15 protein-coding genes are annotated in these 18584 nt (G+C 62.8%); 4 read left to right on the forward strand and 11 right to left on the reverse strand.

The window, feature by feature from the left end; translation table 11 throughout:
* The first annotated feature begins 120 nt into the window (after nt 1–120).
* Nucleotides 121–606, forward strand: coding sequence for a styrene oxide isomerase (locus tag BMY12_RS09915; RefSeq protein WP_093285341.1), 486 nt, complete (start codon nt 121–123; stop codon nt 604–606).
* A 4-nt stretch (nt 607–610) separates the two neighbouring features.
* Complete coding sequence (locus BMY12_RS09920; protein ID WP_093285343.1) at nt 611–1138, forward strand: styrene oxide isomerase; 528 nt, start codon at nt 611–613, stop codon at nt 1136–1138.
* A gap of 171 nt (nt 1139–1309) precedes the next feature.
* Here the strand turns inward: BMY12_RS09920 and BMY12_RS09925 are convergent, their stop codons facing one another.
* A complete protein-coding gene (locus BMY12_RS09925) occupies nt 1310–1684 on the reverse strand; it encodes a hypothetical protein (RefSeq protein WP_143068912.1) in 375 nt (124 codons plus the stop codon).
* Nucleotides 1685–2025: 341 nt separating this feature from the next.
* Here BMY12_RS09925 and BMY12_RS09930 point away from each other — a divergent pair, with 341 nt between their 5' ends.
* A complete protein-coding gene (locus BMY12_RS09930; protein ID WP_093285348.1) occupies nt 2026–4293 on the forward strand; it encodes a P-loop NTPase family protein in 2268 nt (755 codons plus the stop codon).
* A 431-nt stretch (nt 4294–4724) separates the two neighbouring features.
* Here BMY12_RS09930 and BMY12_RS09935 read toward each other — a convergent pair whose 3' ends face one another.
* Nucleotides 4725–9086 carry a tetratricopeptide repeat protein gene (locus BMY12_RS09935; protein WP_093285351.1) on the reverse strand — a complete coding sequence of 1454 codons (4362 nt, stop codon included), beginning with the start codon at nt 9084–9086 and terminating at the stop codon, nt 4725–4727.
* Between the two features lie 262 nt (nt 9087–9348).
* On the opposite strand from BMY12_RS09935, the gene BMY12_RS19965 reads away from it, so the two are divergent.
* The gene (locus BMY12_RS19965; RefSeq protein ID WP_143068913.1) at nt 9349–10218 is read left to right on the forward strand and encodes a hypothetical protein; all 870 of its coding nucleotides are present in this window, start codon (nt 9349–9351) and stop codon (nt 10216–10218) included.
* A 78-nt stretch (nt 10219–10296) separates the two neighbouring features.
* Here the strand turns inward: BMY12_RS19965 and BMY12_RS20965 are convergent, their stop codons facing one another.
* From BMY12_RS20965 to BMY12_RS09980, 9 genes are all read right to left on the reverse strand, one after another.
* Entirely contained in the window at nt 10297–10518 is a 222-nt protein-coding gene (locus BMY12_RS20965; RefSeq protein WP_093285356.1) for a hypothetical protein, read from the reverse strand.
* Between the two features lie 24 nt (nt 10519–10542).
* Nucleotides 10543–11736 (reverse strand): site-specific integrase, encoded by a 1194-nt coding sequence (locus BMY12_RS09950; RefSeq protein WP_093285359.1) that lies wholly within the window; start codon nt 11734–11736, stop codon nt 10543–10545.
* A 378-nt stretch (nt 11737–12114) separates the two neighbouring features.
* Entirely contained in the window at nt 12115–12324 is a 210-nt protein-coding gene (locus BMY12_RS09955; RefSeq protein ID WP_093285362.1) for a hypothetical protein, read from the reverse strand.
* Between the two features lie 3 nt (nt 12325–12327).
* Entirely contained in the window at nt 12328–12615 is a 288-nt protein-coding gene (locus tag BMY12_RS09960) for a hypothetical protein (RefSeq protein WP_093285365.1), read from the reverse strand.
* Nucleotides 12616–12694: 79 nt separating this feature from the next.
* Complete coding sequence (locus tag BMY12_RS09965) at nt 12695–13225, reverse strand: hypothetical protein (RefSeq protein WP_093285367.1); 531 nt, start codon at nt 13223–13225, stop codon at nt 12695–12697.
* Nucleotides 13222–13380 (reverse strand): hypothetical protein, encoded by a 159-nt coding sequence (locus BMY12_RS20320; RefSeq protein WP_177188932.1) that lies wholly within the window; start codon nt 13378–13380, stop codon nt 13222–13224. The genes BMY12_RS09965 and BMY12_RS20320 overlap by 4 nt, the downstream gene beginning before the upstream one ends.
* Before the next feature lie 112 nt (nt 13381–13492).
* Nucleotides 13493–13837, reverse strand: coding sequence for a hypothetical protein (locus BMY12_RS09970; protein WP_093285370.1), 345 nt, complete (start codon nt 13835–13837; stop codon nt 13493–13495).
* A 233-nt stretch (nt 13838–14070) separates the two neighbouring features.
* Nucleotides 14071–15006 carry a hypothetical protein gene (locus tag BMY12_RS09975; RefSeq protein WP_093285373.1) on the reverse strand — a complete coding sequence of 312 codons (936 nt, stop codon included), beginning with the start codon at nt 15004–15006 and terminating at the stop codon, nt 14071–14073.
* Nucleotides 15003–18236, reverse strand: a complete 3234-nt coding sequence (locus tag BMY12_RS09980) for a P-loop NTPase (RefSeq protein ID WP_218140155.1) — start codon at nt 18234–18236, stop codon at nt 15003–15005. Before BMY12_RS09980 ends, BMY12_RS09975 begins: the two co-directional genes overlap by 4 nt.
* Between the last annotated feature and the right edge of the window lie 348 nt (nt 18237–18584).

Genomic DNA, 18584 nt, shown 5'->3' on the forward strand with positions numbered 1-18584 from the left:
AGGCATTCCGGCGCCGGCGGGAATCCAGATGCTGCGTTTCGCTGTGCGGGGCGCAATGGATTCCCGCTGGCGCGGCACGGACAAAGAATTTCACAACAGCAACTTTCGGGGAGTATCCAGATGAGCAACCACGACGAACTCAAACCTTATCGCCAGCAGCTGGTCGGTCATGGCGCGCTGATGATTTTCTGCGCCGGCGTAATCGGTTTCGGCTTTCTGTTTTTCCTGATCGGCGAGATCAAGCTCTGGCCGATTCCCGGTACGCTGAACATCAAGCTGCCCGGCAGCTACGACGACTGGCGCATGGCGCACATGGAAGCGGTGGTCAACGGCGCAATCATGTGGATCCTGGCCGCGATTCTGCCGCTACTGCCGTTCTCGCTCGCCGGTCTGCGCCGCGCCGCCTACGGCATGATCATCGTCGCCTGGACCTTCGTGATCGCCTCGGCCATGAAGCCGCTGTTCCCCAACAGCCGCGGTCTGGCCGCCAGCGATCTGCTCAGCAACAACATCGTGTTCGGCCTGTTCTACGTGGGCGTGGTGCTGGTGATGGTGATCATGGCGCTGATCGCGTACCGCTCGCTGCGCGGCGGCAAGGCGGCCTGATGCCATGAGCCTGTCCGCGCCGCTGGCGCCGGACCCGCAGACGCGCGCCGCGGAGCGCGCGCGTCTGCGGCTGCTGATGCACGGCGCGCTGGTTGCCGTCATCGGCCTGCTCTCGGGTTTCGGCTTCGTGTTCGTGATTCTGCAGGCCCTGACGGTATGGCCCGTCAGCCTGCCGCTGGACGCGCCGTTTCCCGGCAGCGAGCGCGGCTGGCGTGTGGCGCACGTGGCCGGCGTGATGAACGGCATGCTGATCATGCTCGCCGGCTTCGCCCTGCCGCATCTGCGCGCCAGCCTGCGCGCGCAGCGCTGGATCGTGGGCGGCATGATCTACACCGGCTGGGGCAACACGGTGTTCTTCCACTGCGCCAACTTCTCCAGCAACCGCGGCCTCACGGCCGGCCCCAGCCGCTTCGGTGAAGCGGATTGGCCCGGCATCATCGGCTATCTGGTCGGCGGCAGCACCATTCCGTTCACCATCACCGCGCTGCTGCTGATCGCGCTGGCGGCGGCGCGGCGGCTGCGTGAGGTCTGATGCGCGGCGCGGCCCTGGTGGCCTGATGCCTCAGAACATGTAGAACGCGTAGGGTGGGTTAGCGCGCAGCGCGTAACCCACCATTTGTCCCGCGAGCGGTGGGTTACGCGGCTGCCGCCGCTAACCCACCCTACGAAAGCTGCGAAGACCGTGCTGCAGAAACTGCAGCGCTCACTTCACGCCGCCGCCCATCAGGCGCACCAGCGCCGGCACCTTCACCGCCTGCATGCGCTGCGCGATGTCCTGGCTCAAGCGCTGCGCCTGGCGAGCCTGCTCCGGGTCCAGGCCCTTGAGGCAGTAGTCATCGCCCACCGTCTGCACACCCTTGTCATTGGTGTTGAGCGCGCGGCACTGCGCCAGGGCCTGATAACTCTCGCGCTCGCGCGAACCGGCCTGGGCCACCGCCTCCTCGCGCACCGTCTGCAATTGCTGGGTGTAGTGCTTCAGCTGCCAGGCCATGAGGGCATAGACAGCCACGCCGGCCAGCGTCAGCACCAGCGTGGCGATACGAATCTGTGAAAGTCCTTTTTGCGGGACGAGTGACATGGCGCTCCTGCGGATTTCCTCGTTGTTGTGGGACGCATGATAAGGGCAGTGCAACCGTATCGCGGACAGCAGCGGATGCCAGCCGGCAGCCCCGGGCGTCATGTCGCCGATGCAAGGCCTTGATTCGGGGAGAGGCTGAAGGACTAGCGAATGGTGGTGGCCCCCTTACGGAAATCGAACGGACATCTACAACCCGGTAGGGATGTAGCGGAAGTCGGCGGAAGTGCAGCCGCCCCGCCAAGCCAAACCGTTGTTCCAATGTTGTTCAGATTATGCTTGACCGCCAGCATCGGCGTGCTTATGATTTGTCGTGGAACAACAACTGAACAACGAGGTGCGGCATGGAAAAACGTTTTGTGGCGACCCTGAGTCGGTCGCAGGGTCGCCGCGCATGGGCGGTGATCTTCAGCCATCCGATCCGGGTTGACCCGAACACTGGCAAGCCGGGCTTACGAGTCCGCCAGGGACTCGGAACCTCCGACGACGCGGAGGCCAATGATCTGAAGGATCAACTCAACCAGTTACTGGAAGAGGAGAGCTTTTGGAGCTTGCCGGCCAGGGCGGAGGCTGAAAAGCGGTTCCGTCGCCGGGTCGTCGAGATCTTCTATCACGGCATGGAACCTGAGCAGAGCGACTTTGGTGCGATCCGCGAGTCGATCATTCCGCTGCCGACATCGAAGGATTCCGACTATCGGCGGGCGCTGCTCCTCGGGACGACCGGTGCCGGCAAGACAACGCTGCTTCGGCAGTTGATCGGCATGGACCCGGAGATCGAGCGCTTTCCGTCGACATCGACGGCTAAGACCACGGTGCATGAGACCGAGGTCGTGCTTGCACCAAGCCCGTACACGGCTGCGGTCACCTTCTTCCCCATCGACGAAGTCCGCGAGCATTTGAACGAGTGCATCTCCGAGGCTGTGCTGTCCGCCTATCGTGGCGACGGCGACGGTGAAGTGCTGCGCAAGCTGTTGATGCATGTGAATCAACGGTTCCGCTTTAACTACGTACTTGGCAATGGGCCGCAGGCGGCAAGCACCGACGACGATGAGGATGACGAGGACGACGCTGTAGAGCCGACTGCGGAGACGGCCGCCGACGGCGCTATCGATCTCGACGCCACCAACGCGCTGCTGACGAAGACGCTGACGGCGTTGCGCACAATTGCCGCTCGCCACGGCGACCAGCTGAAGACCGAGTTGGGCGCCACCGACGAAAAGGACCAGCGGGTCGTCGATGAGCTTTTCGAGGAGGAGTTGGATCGCCGTCTTCGCGAAGACGACGAGTTCCACCGCATCAGTGACGAGCTGATAGACGAGATCGAACTTCGCTTCTCGCTTCTTACTGATGGCACGGTGCGTCGCAACAAGCAAGGCTGGCCGCAATCATGGTCGTGGGAGACCGACGACCGTGCGACCTTCATCAAGACGATCACGCGTTTCTCCAGCAACCACTCGTCACGCTTCGGGCACCTGCTGACGCCGCTGGTGAACGGAGTCCGCGTGTCCGGCGCGTTCCTGCCGACGTGGAACGGCGGCCGGCAGCCCAAGCTCGTGCTCCTCGACGGTGAAGGACTGGGCCACACGCCCAAGTCGATGGCGGCCATGTCGACCTCGCTGACACGGCGCATAGAGTCGACGGATGCCATCGTGCTCGTCGACAATGCTGTTCAACCGATGCAGGCCGCACCGGTTGCAGCCATGAAGGAGATGATCACGTCGGGCAGCGCCAGTAAGCTGCTGCTCGTGTTCACGCACTTCGACGAGGTGAAAGGCGACAACCTGCCCAACGCGGCAGCCAAGGAGCAGCACGTCCTGGCTTCCGCCGAAAACGTCCTCGCCTCCATTGGTGAGGAACTGGGTCCGTTCGCGGAACGAGCGCTTCGCGGCCGCCTGAAGGACGCCTGCTTCTTCGTCGGAGGGATCGACGGGGACCTGGACGCCACGAAGAAGACCCACAAGCGGACCATCGGACAACTGCAGGCGCTGCTCGCGGCAATCGATGCCATCGTCGAGAAGCCCGAGCCCGTGCTAGCGAAGCCGGTGTACGACCGGATGAATCTCGTCCTGGCCGTGAAGAACGCGGCCGAGAGCTTCCACGATGCGTGGTGGCCGCGCTTGGGCCTCGACTACAAGCCAGGCGTCAGCAAGGAACACTGGAAGCGCATCTGGGCATTGAGCCGACGACTCAGCACACCTGGCCTCGGCGACGAGTACGACAACCTCAAGCCGGTCGCGGATCTACGCAAGCAGCTGCAGGATCGGCTGTACGTGTTGCTGCAGAACCCGCTCCGGTGGGTCCCCGCCGAGCCGACCGACGACGAGCGCAAGCAGCAGGTCTTTGACGGGCTCGCCAACGCTCTTTCCGTCAAGACCCTGGATCTCGCCACCCGCCGCGTTCGAGCCGAGCGGATGCCGGAATGGCAGTCCGCGTTCAACCAGTCGGGCCGCGGCTCCAGCTATGCACGCGCTTCGATCATCGGCGAACGCATCTACGAGCGCGCGGCGCCGATCCCTGACGTGACCCCGTCGCCAGATCGCAATTCCTTCCTTCACGAAGTGGCGGCGGTAGTGGAGTCCGTCTGCGACGAGGTCGGGGCCAAGTTGGCGTAGTGAACGTCAATAAAACAGTCCGAGGAATAACTGTGCCCCGCGTGGTGTTGCGGAGCCCGAAAAAATAAACGTTCAGCCAATAGGGGGATAAGCGAATGGTGGCCGGGGACGGAATCGAACCGCCGACACGGGGATTTTCAAGCGGGTCCGCACAGTAATAGGGCTGTTTCGCCAGCGCCTTGCAAGCTAGTGGAATCAGCCGAAATCCTTTAGTTCCGCGCCCTCGGCGGCGTTGATTCTACAGCCTCTACAATCGAAGACACCACCGCGATGTGAAAAACCTCCACGCCAAGGGGCCGTCGCGGAACCGGCATCGGCGCCGGTCGTGTCGCCGCCTAGTTCCCGGGGCTTAAGACCTAAGGGGCCTGGGGTGTTGGCGTGATTGACGAGTTCGGTTCGGCGGCAAAGTCGGCAAAGAAACGGCTGACGGGTTAGTCCGGCTCTTGGCCTTTGACGGCTTGGACAATGTCGACCGGGACAAGGATGTCCGGGAGTGCGCGCAGAGGTTCAATTAGTGGCTTAAGCAGCGCGGAATCAGGGGCCGTCCCTGAGTAATTGCAAGCCCGCAGATAGCCCAGGAAAAGCCGTAGCACGGACATTCCATGCGCCTCGGGCAACTGCAAAAATAGCGAGCTCAACTTATCCAGCGCTTCGCGCAAGCAGTCACGCGCCGAATTGAAATCACTCAGGCAGGCATAAATCGCTGCAGTAGTGCCCAAGGAGTTCGCCAGGCTTGGCATGTAGACGTCGGCGTTCTGCTCTGCCAGTGCGCGGCGCAAGTCCGTCGCCTCCCGAGACAGCGCCAGCGCTTCGCTGCGCTGCTCAGATTCGTTTAATCGATTGGCGAGAGTGTTCAGCGAGCCTGCCAAGACCGGCGTGTACGCGTCGGCGTTTTGCTCCGCCAGCACGCGCGACTCATCCACTGCCTCCCTCGCCAACGCTAGCGCTTCACACCACTGACCCGCTTCACTCAATAGAATGGCGAGAGTGTTCAGTGTGCTTATCAGGATCGGCCTGTACACGTCGGCGTTTTGCGCCACCAACGCACGGCACAATTCCGTCGCTTCCCGCGCCGGCTCCTGCGCTTCGTCCTCCCGGTTCGCCGCACGCAATTGATTGGCGAATGTGTTCAGCGACATCGCCAGAGCTGGCGTGTAAGCATCGGCATTTTTCCCCACCAGCACGCGGCGCAACATCACCGCCTCCTGCGCCGAAGCCAGCGCTTTGAGCGGCTGGCCCACCGCACTCAAAAAGCTGGAGAGATTGTTTAGCGAGCTCGCCAGAGCCGGTCTGTAGGCGTCGGCGTTCTGCTCCGCGAGTGCACGGTGCAAGTTCGTCGCCTCCAGCGCCAGCGCCAGCGCTTCGCGCCGCTGACCCACTCCACTCAATCGATTGGCGAGATTGCTCAGCGAGCTCGCCAGTGCCGGCGCGTACGCGTCGGCGTTCTGCGTCGCGAGTGCGCGGTGCAAGCTCGTCGCCTCCCGCGCCAACGCCAGCGCTTCGCACCGTTGACCCGCCTCACTCAATCGATTGGCGAGATTGCTCAGCGAGCTCGCCAGTGCCGGCGTGTACGCGTCGGCGTTCTGCTCCGCGAGTGCACGGTGTAAGTTCGTCGCCTCCCGCGCCAGCGCCAGCGCTTCTTTCCACCGGCCAGCCTCGCTCAAAAAGCTGGCGAGATTGTCGAGCGAGCTCGCCAGTGCCGGCGTGTACGCGTCGGCGTTCTGCTCCGCCAGCGTACGATACAAGTCCGTCGCCTCTTGTGCCGGTATCAGTGCCTCGCTCTGCTGGCCCGTCTCACTCAAAAAGCCGGCGAGATTGTTCAGCGAGCTCGCCAGAGCAGGTTTGTAAGCATCCGCATTCTGCGCCACCAACGCACGGCGCAAAGTTACCGCCTCCTGCGCCGAAGCCAGCGCTTCGCGTCGTCGGCCCACCTCGCTCAGTCGGTTAGCGAGATTGTGCAGCGACATCGCTAGGGCCGGCGTGTAGGCTTCGGCATTCTGCGCCACCAAGGCACGGGACAAGTCCGTTGCCTCCTGTGCCGGTGCCAGCGCCTCGCGCCGCTGGCCCACCTCACTCAAAAAGCTGGCGAGATTGTTCAGCGAGCTCGCCAGGGTAGGTCGGTACGCATGCGCGTCCCGCGCCACCAGCTCGCGGTTCAAGATCACCGCCTTCTGCGCCGAAGCCAGCGCTTCACGCCGTAGGCCCGCTTCACTCAAAAAGCTGGCGAGATTGTTCAGCGAGCTCGCCAGGGCAGGGGTGTACGCGTTGGCGTTCTGCTCGGCCAGCGCGCGGCACAAGTCCGTAGCCTCCTGCGCGGGTGCCAGCGCTTCGCGCCGCTGGCCCAATGCATTTAAATGGACGGCGAGCCAGAACAGCTGTCCAGCCAGTTCGTAGAGCTCCGTTTCGCTACGCTCCAACGACATTTCGACACGGAGACGTTGAATATCTACGCACAGCACGGCTACTGTCTTGGCAACTGCGGAAAATTCGAGGCTGCGCTTGGGTAGCTCATACGCCAGCGTGCTCAGCAGCTGCGCATCGCCTTGCTGACAGGCGGCTTCGGCGATCTCTTTGACCCAGGCGCTAAGCGCCTTGAACGCCATGGGCACCTCAGGAAAGCTTTGAAAATTTTGGCAGGCCAGCAGAATTAGGTGCACAGCGCTGTGTTCGCGGTCGTGTACGCGCGCTAGCAGCCGGGTCGCGGTATCACCGGCTTGTTGCGGGTTGCCCAGGAACAGGACAACGAAGGCTTCGGCAACAATGTCCGGCTGCAGGGCGGCGATCTGGTTGGGGCCGCCAGTCCAGGCTTTCAGCAATGCGTCGATCAACACGCCATTGCCGCCCGGGAAATTCAGCGCGCGCGCTTCGGATTCGGCGTTGGCGATCGCCAACGCGGTATCACGATCGGCGCCGCCGCGCAGTACGACCCAGGCGGCAATAACGCTGAGCAGCGTGGAAAATGCATCGGCCTGTGCGGGATGCGCCTGGTCGATGTGCGCGAAGCGCAGCAGCCGCTCGCGCTCGCCGCGCGCCAGCGCAGCACCGAGATCGGAGCGATGCAAGCCGTGTGACGCCAGCAGGTGCCCGCGTTGCTGCGTCACTAGGGCCGCCATCATTGGTAGCAGCGGGGCGCTCCAGTCGCGATGGTTCAACAGGGCGTCGAAGTCGGGGCGCTCACCTGCCTCCGGCGTTCGCACCGAACTGTGGATCGCCGCCAGGGTGCCACTGAATAGGCGGCGGCGCAGCTCCAGATCGGTAAAAAGTGGCAGCGGCAGTGGCTCTGGCGGATCAAACAGGCTACGCGCGGCGTGGCCGCCGCGATGTACGACGCTGCCCAGTTCGTCTAGCCAGTCTTTGGTTCCTGTAAGGCGGCGTTCCAGTAGTAACAAGCGGAATTTCGGGGTGGAGCCGTTGACGGCGCGAAAGCTCAGTTCGCGAAGCAGACTGCGCAGGGCCGCATCGGAGGCGCGTGCGTAGTCCACCAGCACCAGCGTGGGTCGCTGCCACTGCCACTGGCTACCTGATTGCAGGGTGGCGAGGCGCTGCAGATCGTCATGCAGCAGTACCCCGGCTTGCCAGCGCTCGCCGTATTCACGCGCCAAGCGCCAGATCAGCTCGTAGCCAAGTCGGGTTTTGCCGGCGCCCGCATCGCCCACTAGCAGGCGCACGGCGATACTTCTATCGCTGTGCAGCCACCCCCACAGGCTGCGCATTTCTGCTTCGCGTCCGAGCAGAGGTAGCGAGCGGTATTTCGCCTGAATGATCCACAAGTCACCCTGCTCAGCACTGGCCGGCGGTGGCGGCAGAGCGGCGAAGCGATACAGCGGTAGGCCGAACAACTGTTGTTGCAGCGCGCCGAAAGCTTGGGTGACCGCGCGTACTGCGGCACTCAAGTCATCGCCCAACTGCGGCAGCGCGATCACCGCCGCAAGCAGAGTCGCCATCTGCTGCTTGAGCTCGTCCTGGCCATAGCGAATGTCGCGCAGCGTCTGCGCCTGCTGCTCTAGACGCACGAGCAGCTCGCTGTGTTGCGTGCCGATGCGTTCGAGCAGTTGATCCGCATCGGCCTGCAGGTTGCCTAGCATGTCCGCGACGAAGCTGCGAAATACCTCCGGCCGCTCCTTCAAATATTCACGCAGGCACAAGCAATAGGCCTGCTCCAGGGTGATGGTCTGGTTGCAGGCAGGGCTGGGCAGCCAGCCGCCGCGTAGCGGCTCCGCGATGAAATCGGGCAGCGTGCCGCCGCCGAGTTGCCGCGCTATCCACTGTTCCAGCGCAGGGAGAAGCACAGGGGTGAGTGAGCAACGCGCGCCAGCGATGCAGGCGATCAGATCCCGCGCCTCGTAACGGAGGTCATCGAACCACTGCTCCCACTGCGGCGATTTGACTGCCCGCTCCAGATCGCGCAGTTGATTGAGATCGGGCCGCTCCATGGCGGCGATTAATGGCTCGCGCCACAGGCGCCCTTCGCGTACGAACTGGCCGATCGCCGAAAACAGGGGCAGGCGCGGGTCGCGTTGCTGCGCGATGCGATATAGCATCGCCAGCAACGCAGTGCGTAGCGCATCGCGGCTCGCGCTGAGCAGGGGGTGATTGCGCGGCAGCTGGGTCTGGGGATCAAGTGTATCGCCAACCGTCGAGCCGATCCGCCGTGCAGCGTTCTTTACGCCATCAGTGAGAAGATTTCCGAGCGCGTTGGCGACGACGTCTTCTGCGCTAGGCATCGCATCGCCCACGGCTTTCACAACGGCACCACCCAGCAAGGTAAACGCGACAGAAACGGGGTCGATCATGGCGGGGTGAGCGGACGTCGATACGTTTTTTCAGTGGTCGTGTAAGGCTAGCGGAGGCCCGTGGCGGGCGCCACCGGAGATAATCTATTCGGGCGCTGGCGAAGAAGCTTGAGCTCGATTGGAATGAGTGCAGCGCGGGTGTCTGCTGTGGTGGTGGGCTTCGCCGCACCCCGCTTACCCATGAAAGATTGCGGAGTTACATATTTGAGGGCACAAAGCAGATAAACTTTCCTTCTGACGGTTATTTGTCTGAAGAGGAAGTATGCCAAAGCCGCCGCATTCTGAACGCGGGAAAAACAGGAAGGCCGCCAATCTTGGCGTTGATCGTGATACTTCAATGTCAGCCGTTTCACTCGGCGTCACAGGGAGCACCATTAGTTCTGATATTTCCTGCAAAACGGATTTTAGAAAATTCGACCATCCTTTGTGGGGCATCGCAGCGGTGCCATGTATGTTCTTGTGTTTTTCAACATACTCGCCGCAAGCAACACGGGAATATGCGCTTGCAGCGTGGGCAATATCGTCTGTCATCGCGTTGAAACGCAGCGAATGGGGGCGAACCACTCCAAAGCCATACCGAAAAATCTTCTTTGTGTGCTTTGTATTTTTCGGGTTTCTACTTGCGGTGATGAAGGGCTATGACTATTGGAATAGGCCCCTGCTTTTGGTGCATGCCTATGATTTTAAGCGGTGGGACATACCCATGATAGAAAACGATGATGATGATCAGCAGTTAAAAGACTATTTAAAGCAAGTATACGTGAAAGAGAACATACATCAGATTATTGCCAATCAGCATAATGAACGGATTATCAATTTAGCATTCGATAATGCAGGGCAATCGACTCTTAATCACGTATCCATTGATACCATAGCATTCGATGCGAATAGTAAGCCATTCGCCATCGTCCCGGTTACGACGGGCTGTGCCTTGGACACTTATAAAGAGATTAATGTGCAAGTTGACTGCTACCGAGAGCGAATCGAACCCTACAAAAAAACTGCCTCTGAAATGCTCATTTCAATTCGGGTGAACACAGCCGAAAAAATACAACTCATGTTGGTGACGACAGTCAACGCTGACAACGGTTTTCACAAAAGATTTGATTCATTTTGGGTTATTAACCCGTGACAAATTCAATTCTATTCACCAGATTTCCGTTTCGGAATTTTTGGACGCGATTCAGCATGCAACGGGTTTCGCACTATCTCATATTTTGATCTGCCGGTAGATAAAGTGCTTGCCATCAGCTCCACGTAGGGCTTTATCCGTGTGCCACACATCGTTGACGCCGAGTTTGATGCGGTTATCCCAGCGGAAATCAAAATCATTGGTGTAGCGCTGCAAGTGCACCTCGCCCCCTTCCTCGTAGGTGCCGTCAAAAAAGTTAGGCGGGATGGCCGTCAGGCCATCCCGCCACAACAGCGCCACGCTACCGCGCCCACTGCCCGGTCATCAAGCCGCCGCCTGCTCCGCCGCGCCAATCGCTGCACTGACCTGATCTGCTACCAGCTGCGAGGCCTTGCGCAGGGTCTCATCGGCCAGATGTGCGTAGCGCTGGGTCATCTGCGCGCTGGAGTGCCCGAGCAGGTTCTGGACTGTGAACAGCGGCACACCGGCGTTGACGGCGAGGCTGGCGAAGCTGTGCCGCAGGTCATGGATGCGCACATGCTCGGAAATCCCCGCCGCCGCCAGAACGCGCGTGAAGGCCTTGCGTGGATTGTTCAGCGGCTTGGCCGGATCGCGGCCCGGGAACACCCACACCGACGTACCGCGGCTCGCCTGCGCGCTCAGGAGCGCCTTGGCAGAGTCGTTGAGCGCTACCATGCGCACGCGGCCGTTCTTGGTGCGGGGCAGGCGCCAGCTGCTGTTGTCCAGGTCGACGTCCTCCCACTTCGCCTGCAAGGCCTCCTCGCGACGCACGCCGGTGAGCAGCAGCAGCTTCAATGCCGCCACCGCGGTGCGATTGGGCTCGCTGGCCATCGCCGCGAACAGGCGGCTGACCTCCTCCTGGCTCAGGAAGCGCGTGCGGCCCGCGTTCTCCTTGAACTGCTTGATGCCCAGGCAGGGATTGCGATCCACCACCTCCCAGTGCAGCGCCTGGCGGAAGATCGCCGAGAGCAGGGCCAGATGCCGGTTCGCCGTGGAGGGGCTGCGCAGGGTCCGGATCTCCGCGCGGTAGAGTTCGATCTCGTGGCGCGTGATGCTGTCCAGGCGACGCGACTTGAACCGCGGCAACACGTGCAAGTCGAGCTTGGAGCGATCACTGCCCACGCTCCGCTTTTCGGTGGTGGCCCAGGGCAGGTACTGCTCCTCCACGAACTCCCCGAAGGTCGGCGTGGCGCGGATGCGCTCGCGCTCGGCCTGCGGATCGATGCCGCGATCCACGTCGGCGCGCAGCGCCAGCGCCCGCTGCCGGGCCTCGGCCACCTCGATGCCGGGGAAGGTGCCAATGCGCACGTAACCAGCGCGACCGTCCCGCTTGTAGCGAAAGCCGAAGGTCTTGGTGCCGGTCTTGCCGACGACCATCTTCAGCCCGGTTACGACGGTGTCGGAATACTCGTCCGAGCGCGCCGCCGAGCTCTCCAGGCAGTTCGGCAGCGCTTTGATCGTCCGGTTGTTGAAGTTGAGTTTCTTGTTGTCACGCATGACGCCGCCTCCATCTTGTGGCGCAGAAATGGAAAGCCGCGCACCGGTGCAGCACCGGGCGCGGCCATGAGGTGGGCACGAATGCGACCCGATGAGCTGTTTCGAGGGGAGCCGCTTTTGCGAGAAAAGCCCGCCGAGGCGCAGGGACGTGAGGGGGAGGGGATCAGCGGGAAGCGGCAAAGGTCCAGGCGGCTGATGCCACCGGCGAGGTCAGCGCGGTTCTGCACAATCCCTTGAACTCGCCGGCCGGCGAGGGCGGGGCAGGCCGCGCATCACCAGCACCCACAAGCACCATGCGAAACCGGCGGCGCCGTGCGCACAAAACCGTCCGAAAGCACCGGCGTGATGCCGGCACTTTCCAGCCCGCGGTTTCGCGCCTCAGCCTGTTATGGACGGTCCCCGTCGCCGCGCCAGCCAGGCCCGCGTCAGCGCCAGCGCCCGGCGCTCGGCATCGATGCGTTGCACGCCGCCGTCGAACTCGATGATGGCGGCGCGCTCCTCGAAGTACTCCCGCGCGTCGGCGTCCAGGGCGGCGACCGCTGCCGCCACGTCCGGATCGAGGGCGGAGTTGAGCCGATAGTTCGGCATGGCTCAGTACTCCTCGGGCAGGAGCAGGGTCGTCACCGAGCGGTCCGCCTCGGTGATGATCCAGACGCGGCCAGTGCCGACCGGATAGGCGGACAGCAGGCGCGCACCGGTGTGCAGGGCGTCCTCGTTGAGGCAGGCGTCCTCGGCGCCGATCACGCCCCAGTCCCCGCGCGCGTGACGGCGGAGGAGCTGCTGCGGGGTAATGCCAGCACGGGCCAGGGCGTCCAGGGCGGCCGGCGTGCCGACCACGGCACCCAGCGCAAACCGCTCGTTATCGACCAAACGGGTCATAGGGAATCTCCAAATGAAAATGCCGCCGGGCACAGGCCCGGCGGCATCGATGGAACGGCGGTAGGGATTCGGAAGCGGCTCAGCTCTCGGCTTCAGCCTCGTCCGCTTGCTTCTTGCTGCGGCGCTTCTTGCCGGGTGCGGCGGCCGGCTCGGGCGGGGGCGTAGGCGGCTCCTCCTCGCCGCCCTCCTCTTCCTCGGGCGGCGGCAGCGGCTCGCCGGGCAGCTCCAGCATCTGCTTCATCCAGGCTGCGGGGTCGGCAGCTAGCCGATGCAGGTGCACGCGCTCCGGCTCCGCCTGCAGCACGCCTTCCGTCCGCAGGATCGCGGCCAGAAAGCCGGCGTTGTTGGTGGATCGTCCGGTGAACACGGGCCGGAACACCGGCGAGCCGAACGGCTCTTCGGTGTCGATGCCCTTGAGCAGCTTCACGACCGAGGCGAACTCAACGTCTTCCCGGCTGAAACAGCCGCCGCCGTCATTGGCGGTGACGGTGACGTAGAGGCGCTTCCGGTCCGCGTCGGTGCTCAGCTGGTAGTGGATACCGCCGGTGCCGCGCGGGCCGATCTTGCTGGCGATGCCGGTCTTGAGTCTCAGGGTGGGATGGTTGCTCATACGCCCGGCCTCCGCTGGGTGCGAAAGCGCAGCTCGATGTCGCGGCTCAGCAGGAGGTAGCCGACGATGGGCACGATCACGGCAACCGGCGATGCCACGCCGGCCGGGATCGTGGCCAGCAGCCGCCCGCCCTGCGACAGCAGGTGATTCAACATGGTGGACTCCTCGAATGGGTGAAAAGAGAAGGCCCCGTCAGCCGCTAGGGCTGACGGGGCCGAATGACCCGGGTGGATCGGAGCAATGAAATGGGCGTGAGGTGCCCGGTTGTTACGCGGCGAGGCCGGCGTGGCCGCGGCCGATCAGCGTCACGCGCGGAGCGCGGCGCTGGCAGCGCTGGGCGCTGACCAGGCCACTGCGCACGAGGATCGTCAGGGCGCGGTGCGCCTGCTTGGGCTGCAGGCCGAAGCGCGCCAGCGACTGCGGGCTCAGGTCGATGGTGTGGGTCTTGTATGTCGCGGCCAGGCTGGCGATCGCCACCGCCGTTTGCAGCGCCTTGCCCGGCAGCGTGGCGGCGCGCTGCATCCAGTCGCCGGGGATCGAGACGACGTCCGCCAGCGGCTGGCGGCGGCGCAGGCGGATTAAAGCGGCGGGATCAATGACGTGGGTCTGCATGGCAAGCGGCTCGGCGGGGAGGACGATGAGATGTTTTAGCGATGGGGGCTCAATCGCTGCCGGGCCGGGGGAAGTTGGAGGTCTGGGTTGTGCCAATAGCTGACCTTCGATGATGCGGCGCAACTGAGCGAGCATCTGGGATGCGTTTCGATTTGGCGTTTAGCTTCAAACAATCTTCATCGGCCCAAACACTGCCCGGCGGTGTTTCGACCTACCCGGCGCCGACAATACATTTACGCCTTGACGGCGGTGCTTACCGCCGGATTTTGACACTCGTCCTCCATTCTCCGCTGGCGTACTCGCCGAAGGTGATCTAGTAATTCCTCTCTTGAACACTTACTCACTTCGAAGTGGCGGCGCGCTTCCTCAAGCAGAGCGCCGATTTCAGGCCCGCGAGCGACTCCAAGATCGTCGACGATGTCTCTACCCGTGATCGGTAGAACGACGCTGTCCTCGTGCAGGAGTGTCTTCTCGATCAGGCGCAAAGCCTCGAAACTGAAATCGAAGCCATCCTCGAGCAGGTCGAGGTGCTTTCGCCATTGGTCGACGTGTCTGTTCCGGAAGGCGACAGTATTCAATGCCTCCCGAGCGAGTCGATACTTCGCGTCGTCGATCAGTGAGTCGAAGGCCGCCGCTGGCCGGTCACGGCTTAGGCGTCGGAGCCATTCGTCAACGTGTTGTTGGGCGGCGGCACCATCGGACTCGATCCGGCGGACAACCTCATCTAGGCCGCCGAGGAAGACCCGTGCGTTGCCAACGAGGCCCTGATAGCAGTCCAGCCACTGCTGATCGGTGCGAGGAAGTGCTGTCCCACACGACTTGCGTCGCCAAGACTCTGCCGCCGTTCGCGCGGCCTGATCAGAGTCGGCAAACCCTAGGTTGTGGTGGAGCTCAGTTCTCAGACATCGAACGATCTCAACGTGCTGGTCTGACTCCTCTCGATTCACAAGCGCGTAGGCTTCGCCGAGGCGTCGCAGGAAGGTGATGCTGACTCGCCCTGCCTCAAAGTAGAGGCAGTAGAGCCACGATGTCGCTCGAATGAAGGCCGGCTCAGCCCTCCCTGGATCGGGAAGTAGAACGTGCAGTTCATCAAACGCGGGCCGCCCGATGAGGCTCCGTGCCAGGGCGTTTGTACCCTGATAACTGCGGAGGACGTCCTCGAAGCTCATAGGCCAGCTCGCGCTCGCCCAGGGGGCTCAGCCACCGGTCCAATGAAGTTGAACGCGACGTAGAAGCCGCCGGTCACCCCGGCACCTCGCCGCAGGTTGACGCCTGGGAAGTCACGCTGAAGCAGCTCCACTTCTTGGCGGAGCTCATCGACCTGAACGCGCGCCCGGCCGCGTCCCCCATCGTCTGTCGTGACGCGTCCGTGGAACATTCGGGGACGGCCTCCCTCTGTCCAGACGTGATGGCGCACGACTCGCCGGGGGTCGCTAAAGGCGGTCTCCTGGCTCAGGGAACGCCAGAGGTCGCGGGCCGCATTCTCACGCTGAAGTCTCCACATGATCACCGCGCGAAGGTACTGCGTCCGCGGATCTCTGAGGGCGCCCTCGAGCCCACCAAGGGTGTCAAGAACATCAAGGATCTCCTGAAGGTCTGTCTCTCGTTCCGGAAGAGGACATCGCTCACCTCCGAACAGGAATCCGTTCGTCGCGAGCAGCCACAGCCCTCGCAGGAGATAGCGCAGGCAGCGCGCATCGTCCTTGATCTGCGCCCGATGATCCCGGAGGAACGAGATCATGCGCTCAGCTTTGGATGTGTCCTCTGAGGTCGCCTTGCCGAGACCTAACAGTGGGCCGCCTATCGCGCGGGCTCGAAGAAACACGCCTGCGGCCGATCCCATTCGGTCGAGGGACTCCAACGCTTCCTGTTCGAGGCGGTTGTCGTCAAGGGTCCGAGCGACCTTGACGCGGCGCTCTTCGAATCTCTCTTGCTGCTCGAGGTCTAGCTGGCTCGGGTCAACCCTTTCCAAGCCATCCCAGATGTCCGCGACCAACTCGGCGCGTTTCTCCGGATCCCAGTTGCCGTCGCGTAGCAAGTCGCTCGGGACCCAAACGCTCACATCGATCGCGTAGTAGGAATCCGCAGCGAATACCGCAGCGCGAAAGGAGGTCCGCGCCGCTTGGTAGAACTGCCACACCTCGTCGGGGTTTGCCCCTGACTTGAGGCGCTGCACCGCCCTGAATCCGTAGATCGCCGCGCGCTCTACTTTGAGATTAGCGCACGCGCGACGTAGGCCCTGGCCCGTTTGGACCCCGAACTCATCCAGCGCTAGGTCCACCACCTGCCGCGCTTCCTCGAGTACTGCTGCGGGATCGAGGCCTGGTATCGCAGGCGCATCCCGGAAAACACGCCGGCGAAGGGTTGCCTCTTGCAACATCAGGCTCGGGTCTGCAACGCCTCGCCTCGTCCGAATCTCCGTTAGAGCCCGCGCGATGTCGAGGTAGCTGCTTGCGTATCGCTGCCCGAATGGGCCATCCGGTCCAAGCCTGTGTACAAGATCTAGGACAAACCTGCGCTCGCAACTTCCGTATTCACTCGGGCTCGCGCTCGTGAGCAGCCGAAGTGCGACGGCCGCTTCTGCCTGAGATGTTCCGAGACGCCTCGCCGAGATCATTTCAGCTTCTACCCTGAGCCTCGGGTGCACGAATACGTCATCCTCCTCGTTTGAGCTCCATCGGAAGAGGTCGATGCCCGAGAAGAGAGCGGCGATGTCGACCATGCTCTCGCTTCCGCCAACAGCACGCATGAGGAGATTCACCGGCACGGGACAGTCGAGCTTGCCGGGGACCATCACAAGGTCGATCGCCTTCGACGCCGCGTCACTCATGCTGCCGAGGAATTCCTCGAGCTTCTGGTCCAGAAGTGCTTTCGGATCGATAAGTCCAGCGTTGACCAGGGCCTGCCCTAGCGCACCCGCTGGTCTGGCGGAGCCCTTGCTCGTTGTCGCCCCCCGGATGCGCAGATCGCCCTCGGCTACGCGCGCCTCTTGCGCCAGACCGGCTGCGAGGCGCGGACGCACGTCCGGGAGCATGCGATAGATAGCAGGGAGGAGATAAACGGACCCCGCAGCGTTCAGCACAGTCCCCGTTCGGGTTCGCACCAGCTCTGCCAGCGCTCGGACCTCGGCGATGTCGAGTTTGGCCGGCACCTCGAGGAGGTGACTAGGTGCAGACAGGCCGTCAACCGTGTTCTGGTCGACAATGCGATAAGCGCTGCCCACGACAACAACGCGACGGCCGCGACTTACGAATCCGCGCAGAAGCTCGCTGTAGCGGGACGAGGGTGCGTTGGCATCACAGACGATCAGCGTTGCGGTTGCCCCAGCCTCCTCGGCGCGTTGGCAGAACTCGTCCAGTTCCTCGATAGCGGGCATGCGCGTTGTTCGGCTCGCCAAGAGAACAGCGCACTTGTTCTCTTCGCGGATCGTGTAGGCCAGGCGCGCAAGGGCAAGGCTCTTGCCTGAACCAGACTGCCCGTGGATCAGTATGGGTTCGTGCTTTCGACCGGCATCAAGGAGCGCCTTGCGCACGCGCTCGCCGAGTTCTCGTTCGAAGGTCCTCTCGATTGCGAAGCCCCGACGTATCCCCTCGACCAGGCGGCGAGCATCCTCGACTTGGCCATGGAATCGGCGAAACTCGGCATATTCCGCGTCAGGCCCGAGCTGTGACAATGGCGCCACCCACGCGTCCTCAACGATCGCGGCGGCAGTCGAGATCTTGAGGCGGGTAGCTGGCTCAATTTCCAGAACCCGATCGTGAATGGTAACCGAGCCCTCGGTGGCAAAAGGACGGGCAGAAGAGGTGTCGATCTTGTGCGCAAGCTCGAGGGAGCGAACCGCCGCTGAGAGACGCTCTCGGACGAAGACGATTGGCCCCTTTGGACTCGCAAGGTCACGCAGAGCTGGTGAGTCGTCGGACGATTCTGGCGGCCAGCCGAACCAGTAGACTTGGCCCGGTCCGAAGGCGCTCAGGATCCCCGACAGGACGTCGGTGCCAAGCCAATCGCGCCCGCACGACAGCCCATCGATGAGCAGTACGCCAAGCGACGTCGTCGTCTCAACGATGCGCGAGAGGAGAGGCGTAGCGTGCAGCGCTGTCCGCCGTCGGAGTTCTTGCGTGCTTCTTGGTGGGGCCTCGTTTGGGTTGCGCTCGCCTGCGCGCCCGAAGAGAAACGTGAGGTGGAGGTTTCGTCGATGGCGAGGAGCGGACGGATTGTCGAGGTTGCTGAGGACCGACTCGACATCTCGTCCGTTGACACGAAGAGCCCGGGCCAGTGCTGGATCGATAGCCGAAGTAAATACAGCATTTAGAGGAAGAAGTGAGATCGTCTCCAACCAAGGCTGTTCGGGTTGGTGGATATACGAGTCCGCGAGCCAATCATAGAAGTCATCTGGCACGGACTCCGCTTTGAGGAGCGAGGAGAGGTTGGCAGAATCTGCGTCTGCAGAGAGACGCCCCAACCTCTTGAAAGCGGCCTCAAGCACTGGGTCCTGACGGTTGCCGCTCCGCCAAGCATCCTGGCCGAGCAAGAGCACCAAGGGGCGACCTTCACTAAGCGCCAGGCGAAGGCCCTCAAGATGTTCAGTCGCGCTCAACGGAGCCAGCCCTCATGGGAGGGCGTTAGGCGCCTCATGGCAATCTCGATCATTGGTCATCCCGTCGTTGGAGAGTTATGCATTCGGCAACACCCTGTGATCGCCGTCCCAAGTCAGCTCTTAGTATTTGCAGTCATCCGACATTACCGA

Source organism: Solimonas aquatica (genome assembly GCF_900111015.1).
GTDB classification, from domain to species: domain Bacteria; phylum Pseudomonadota; class Gammaproteobacteria; order Nevskiales; family Nevskiaceae; genus Solimonas; species Solimonas aquatica.

What these genes read in the sequence shown, in the direction of transcription:
- BMY12_RS09915 (WP_093285341.1), top strand. Translation starts at nt 121, where the DNA reads ATGAGCAACCACGACGAACTCAAACCTTATCGCCAGCAGCTGGTCGGT.
- BMY12_RS09935 (WP_093285351.1), bottom strand. Translation starts at nt 9,086, where the DNA reads ATGATCGACCCCGTTTCTGTCGCGTTTACCTTGCTGGGTGGTGCCGTT.
- BMY12_RS09925 (WP_143068912.1), bottom strand. Translation starts at nt 1,684, where the DNA reads ATGTCACTCGTCCCGCAAAAAGGACTTTCACAGATTCGTATCGCCACG.
- BMY12_RS09975 (WP_093285373.1), bottom strand. Translation starts at nt 15,006, where the DNA reads ATGAGCTTCGAGGACGTCCTCCGCAGTTATCAGGGTACAAACGCCCTG.
- BMY12_RS09960 (WP_093285365.1), bottom strand. Translation starts at nt 12,615, where the DNA reads ATGACCCGTTTGGTCGATAACGAGCGGTTTGCGCTGGGTGCCGTGGTC.
- BMY12_RS09970 (WP_093285370.1), bottom strand. Translation starts at nt 13,837, where the DNA reads ATGCAGACCCACGTCATTGATCCCGCCGCTTTAATCCGCCTGCGCCGC.
- BMY12_RS09955 (WP_093285362.1), bottom strand. Translation starts at nt 12,324, where the DNA reads ATGCCGAACTATCGGCTCAACTCCGCCCTCGATCCGGACGTGGCGGCA.
- BMY12_RS09920 (WP_093285343.1), top strand. Translation starts at nt 611, where the DNA reads ATGAGCCTGTCCGCGCCGCTGGCGCCGGACCCGCAGACGCGCGCCGCG.
- BMY12_RS19965 (WP_143068913.1), top strand. Translation starts at nt 9,349, where the DNA reads ATGCCAAAGCCGCCGCATTCTGAACGCGGGAAAAACAGGAAGGCCGCC.
- BMY12_RS09950 (WP_093285359.1), bottom strand. Translation starts at nt 11,736, where the DNA reads ATGCGTGACAACAAGAAACTCAACTTCAACAACCGGACGATCAAAGCG.
- BMY12_RS09930 (WP_093285348.1), top strand. Translation starts at nt 2,026, where the DNA reads ATGGAAAAACGTTTTGTGGCGACCCTGAGTCGGTCGCAGGGTCGCCGC.
- BMY12_RS20320 (WP_177188932.1), bottom strand. Translation starts at nt 13,380, where the DNA reads ATGTTGAATCACCTGCTGTCGCAGGGCGGGCGGCTGCTGGCCACGATC.
- BMY12_RS09965 (WP_093285367.1), bottom strand. Translation starts at nt 13,225, where the DNA reads ATGAGCAACCATCCCACCCTGAGACTCAAGACCGGCATCGCCAGCAAG.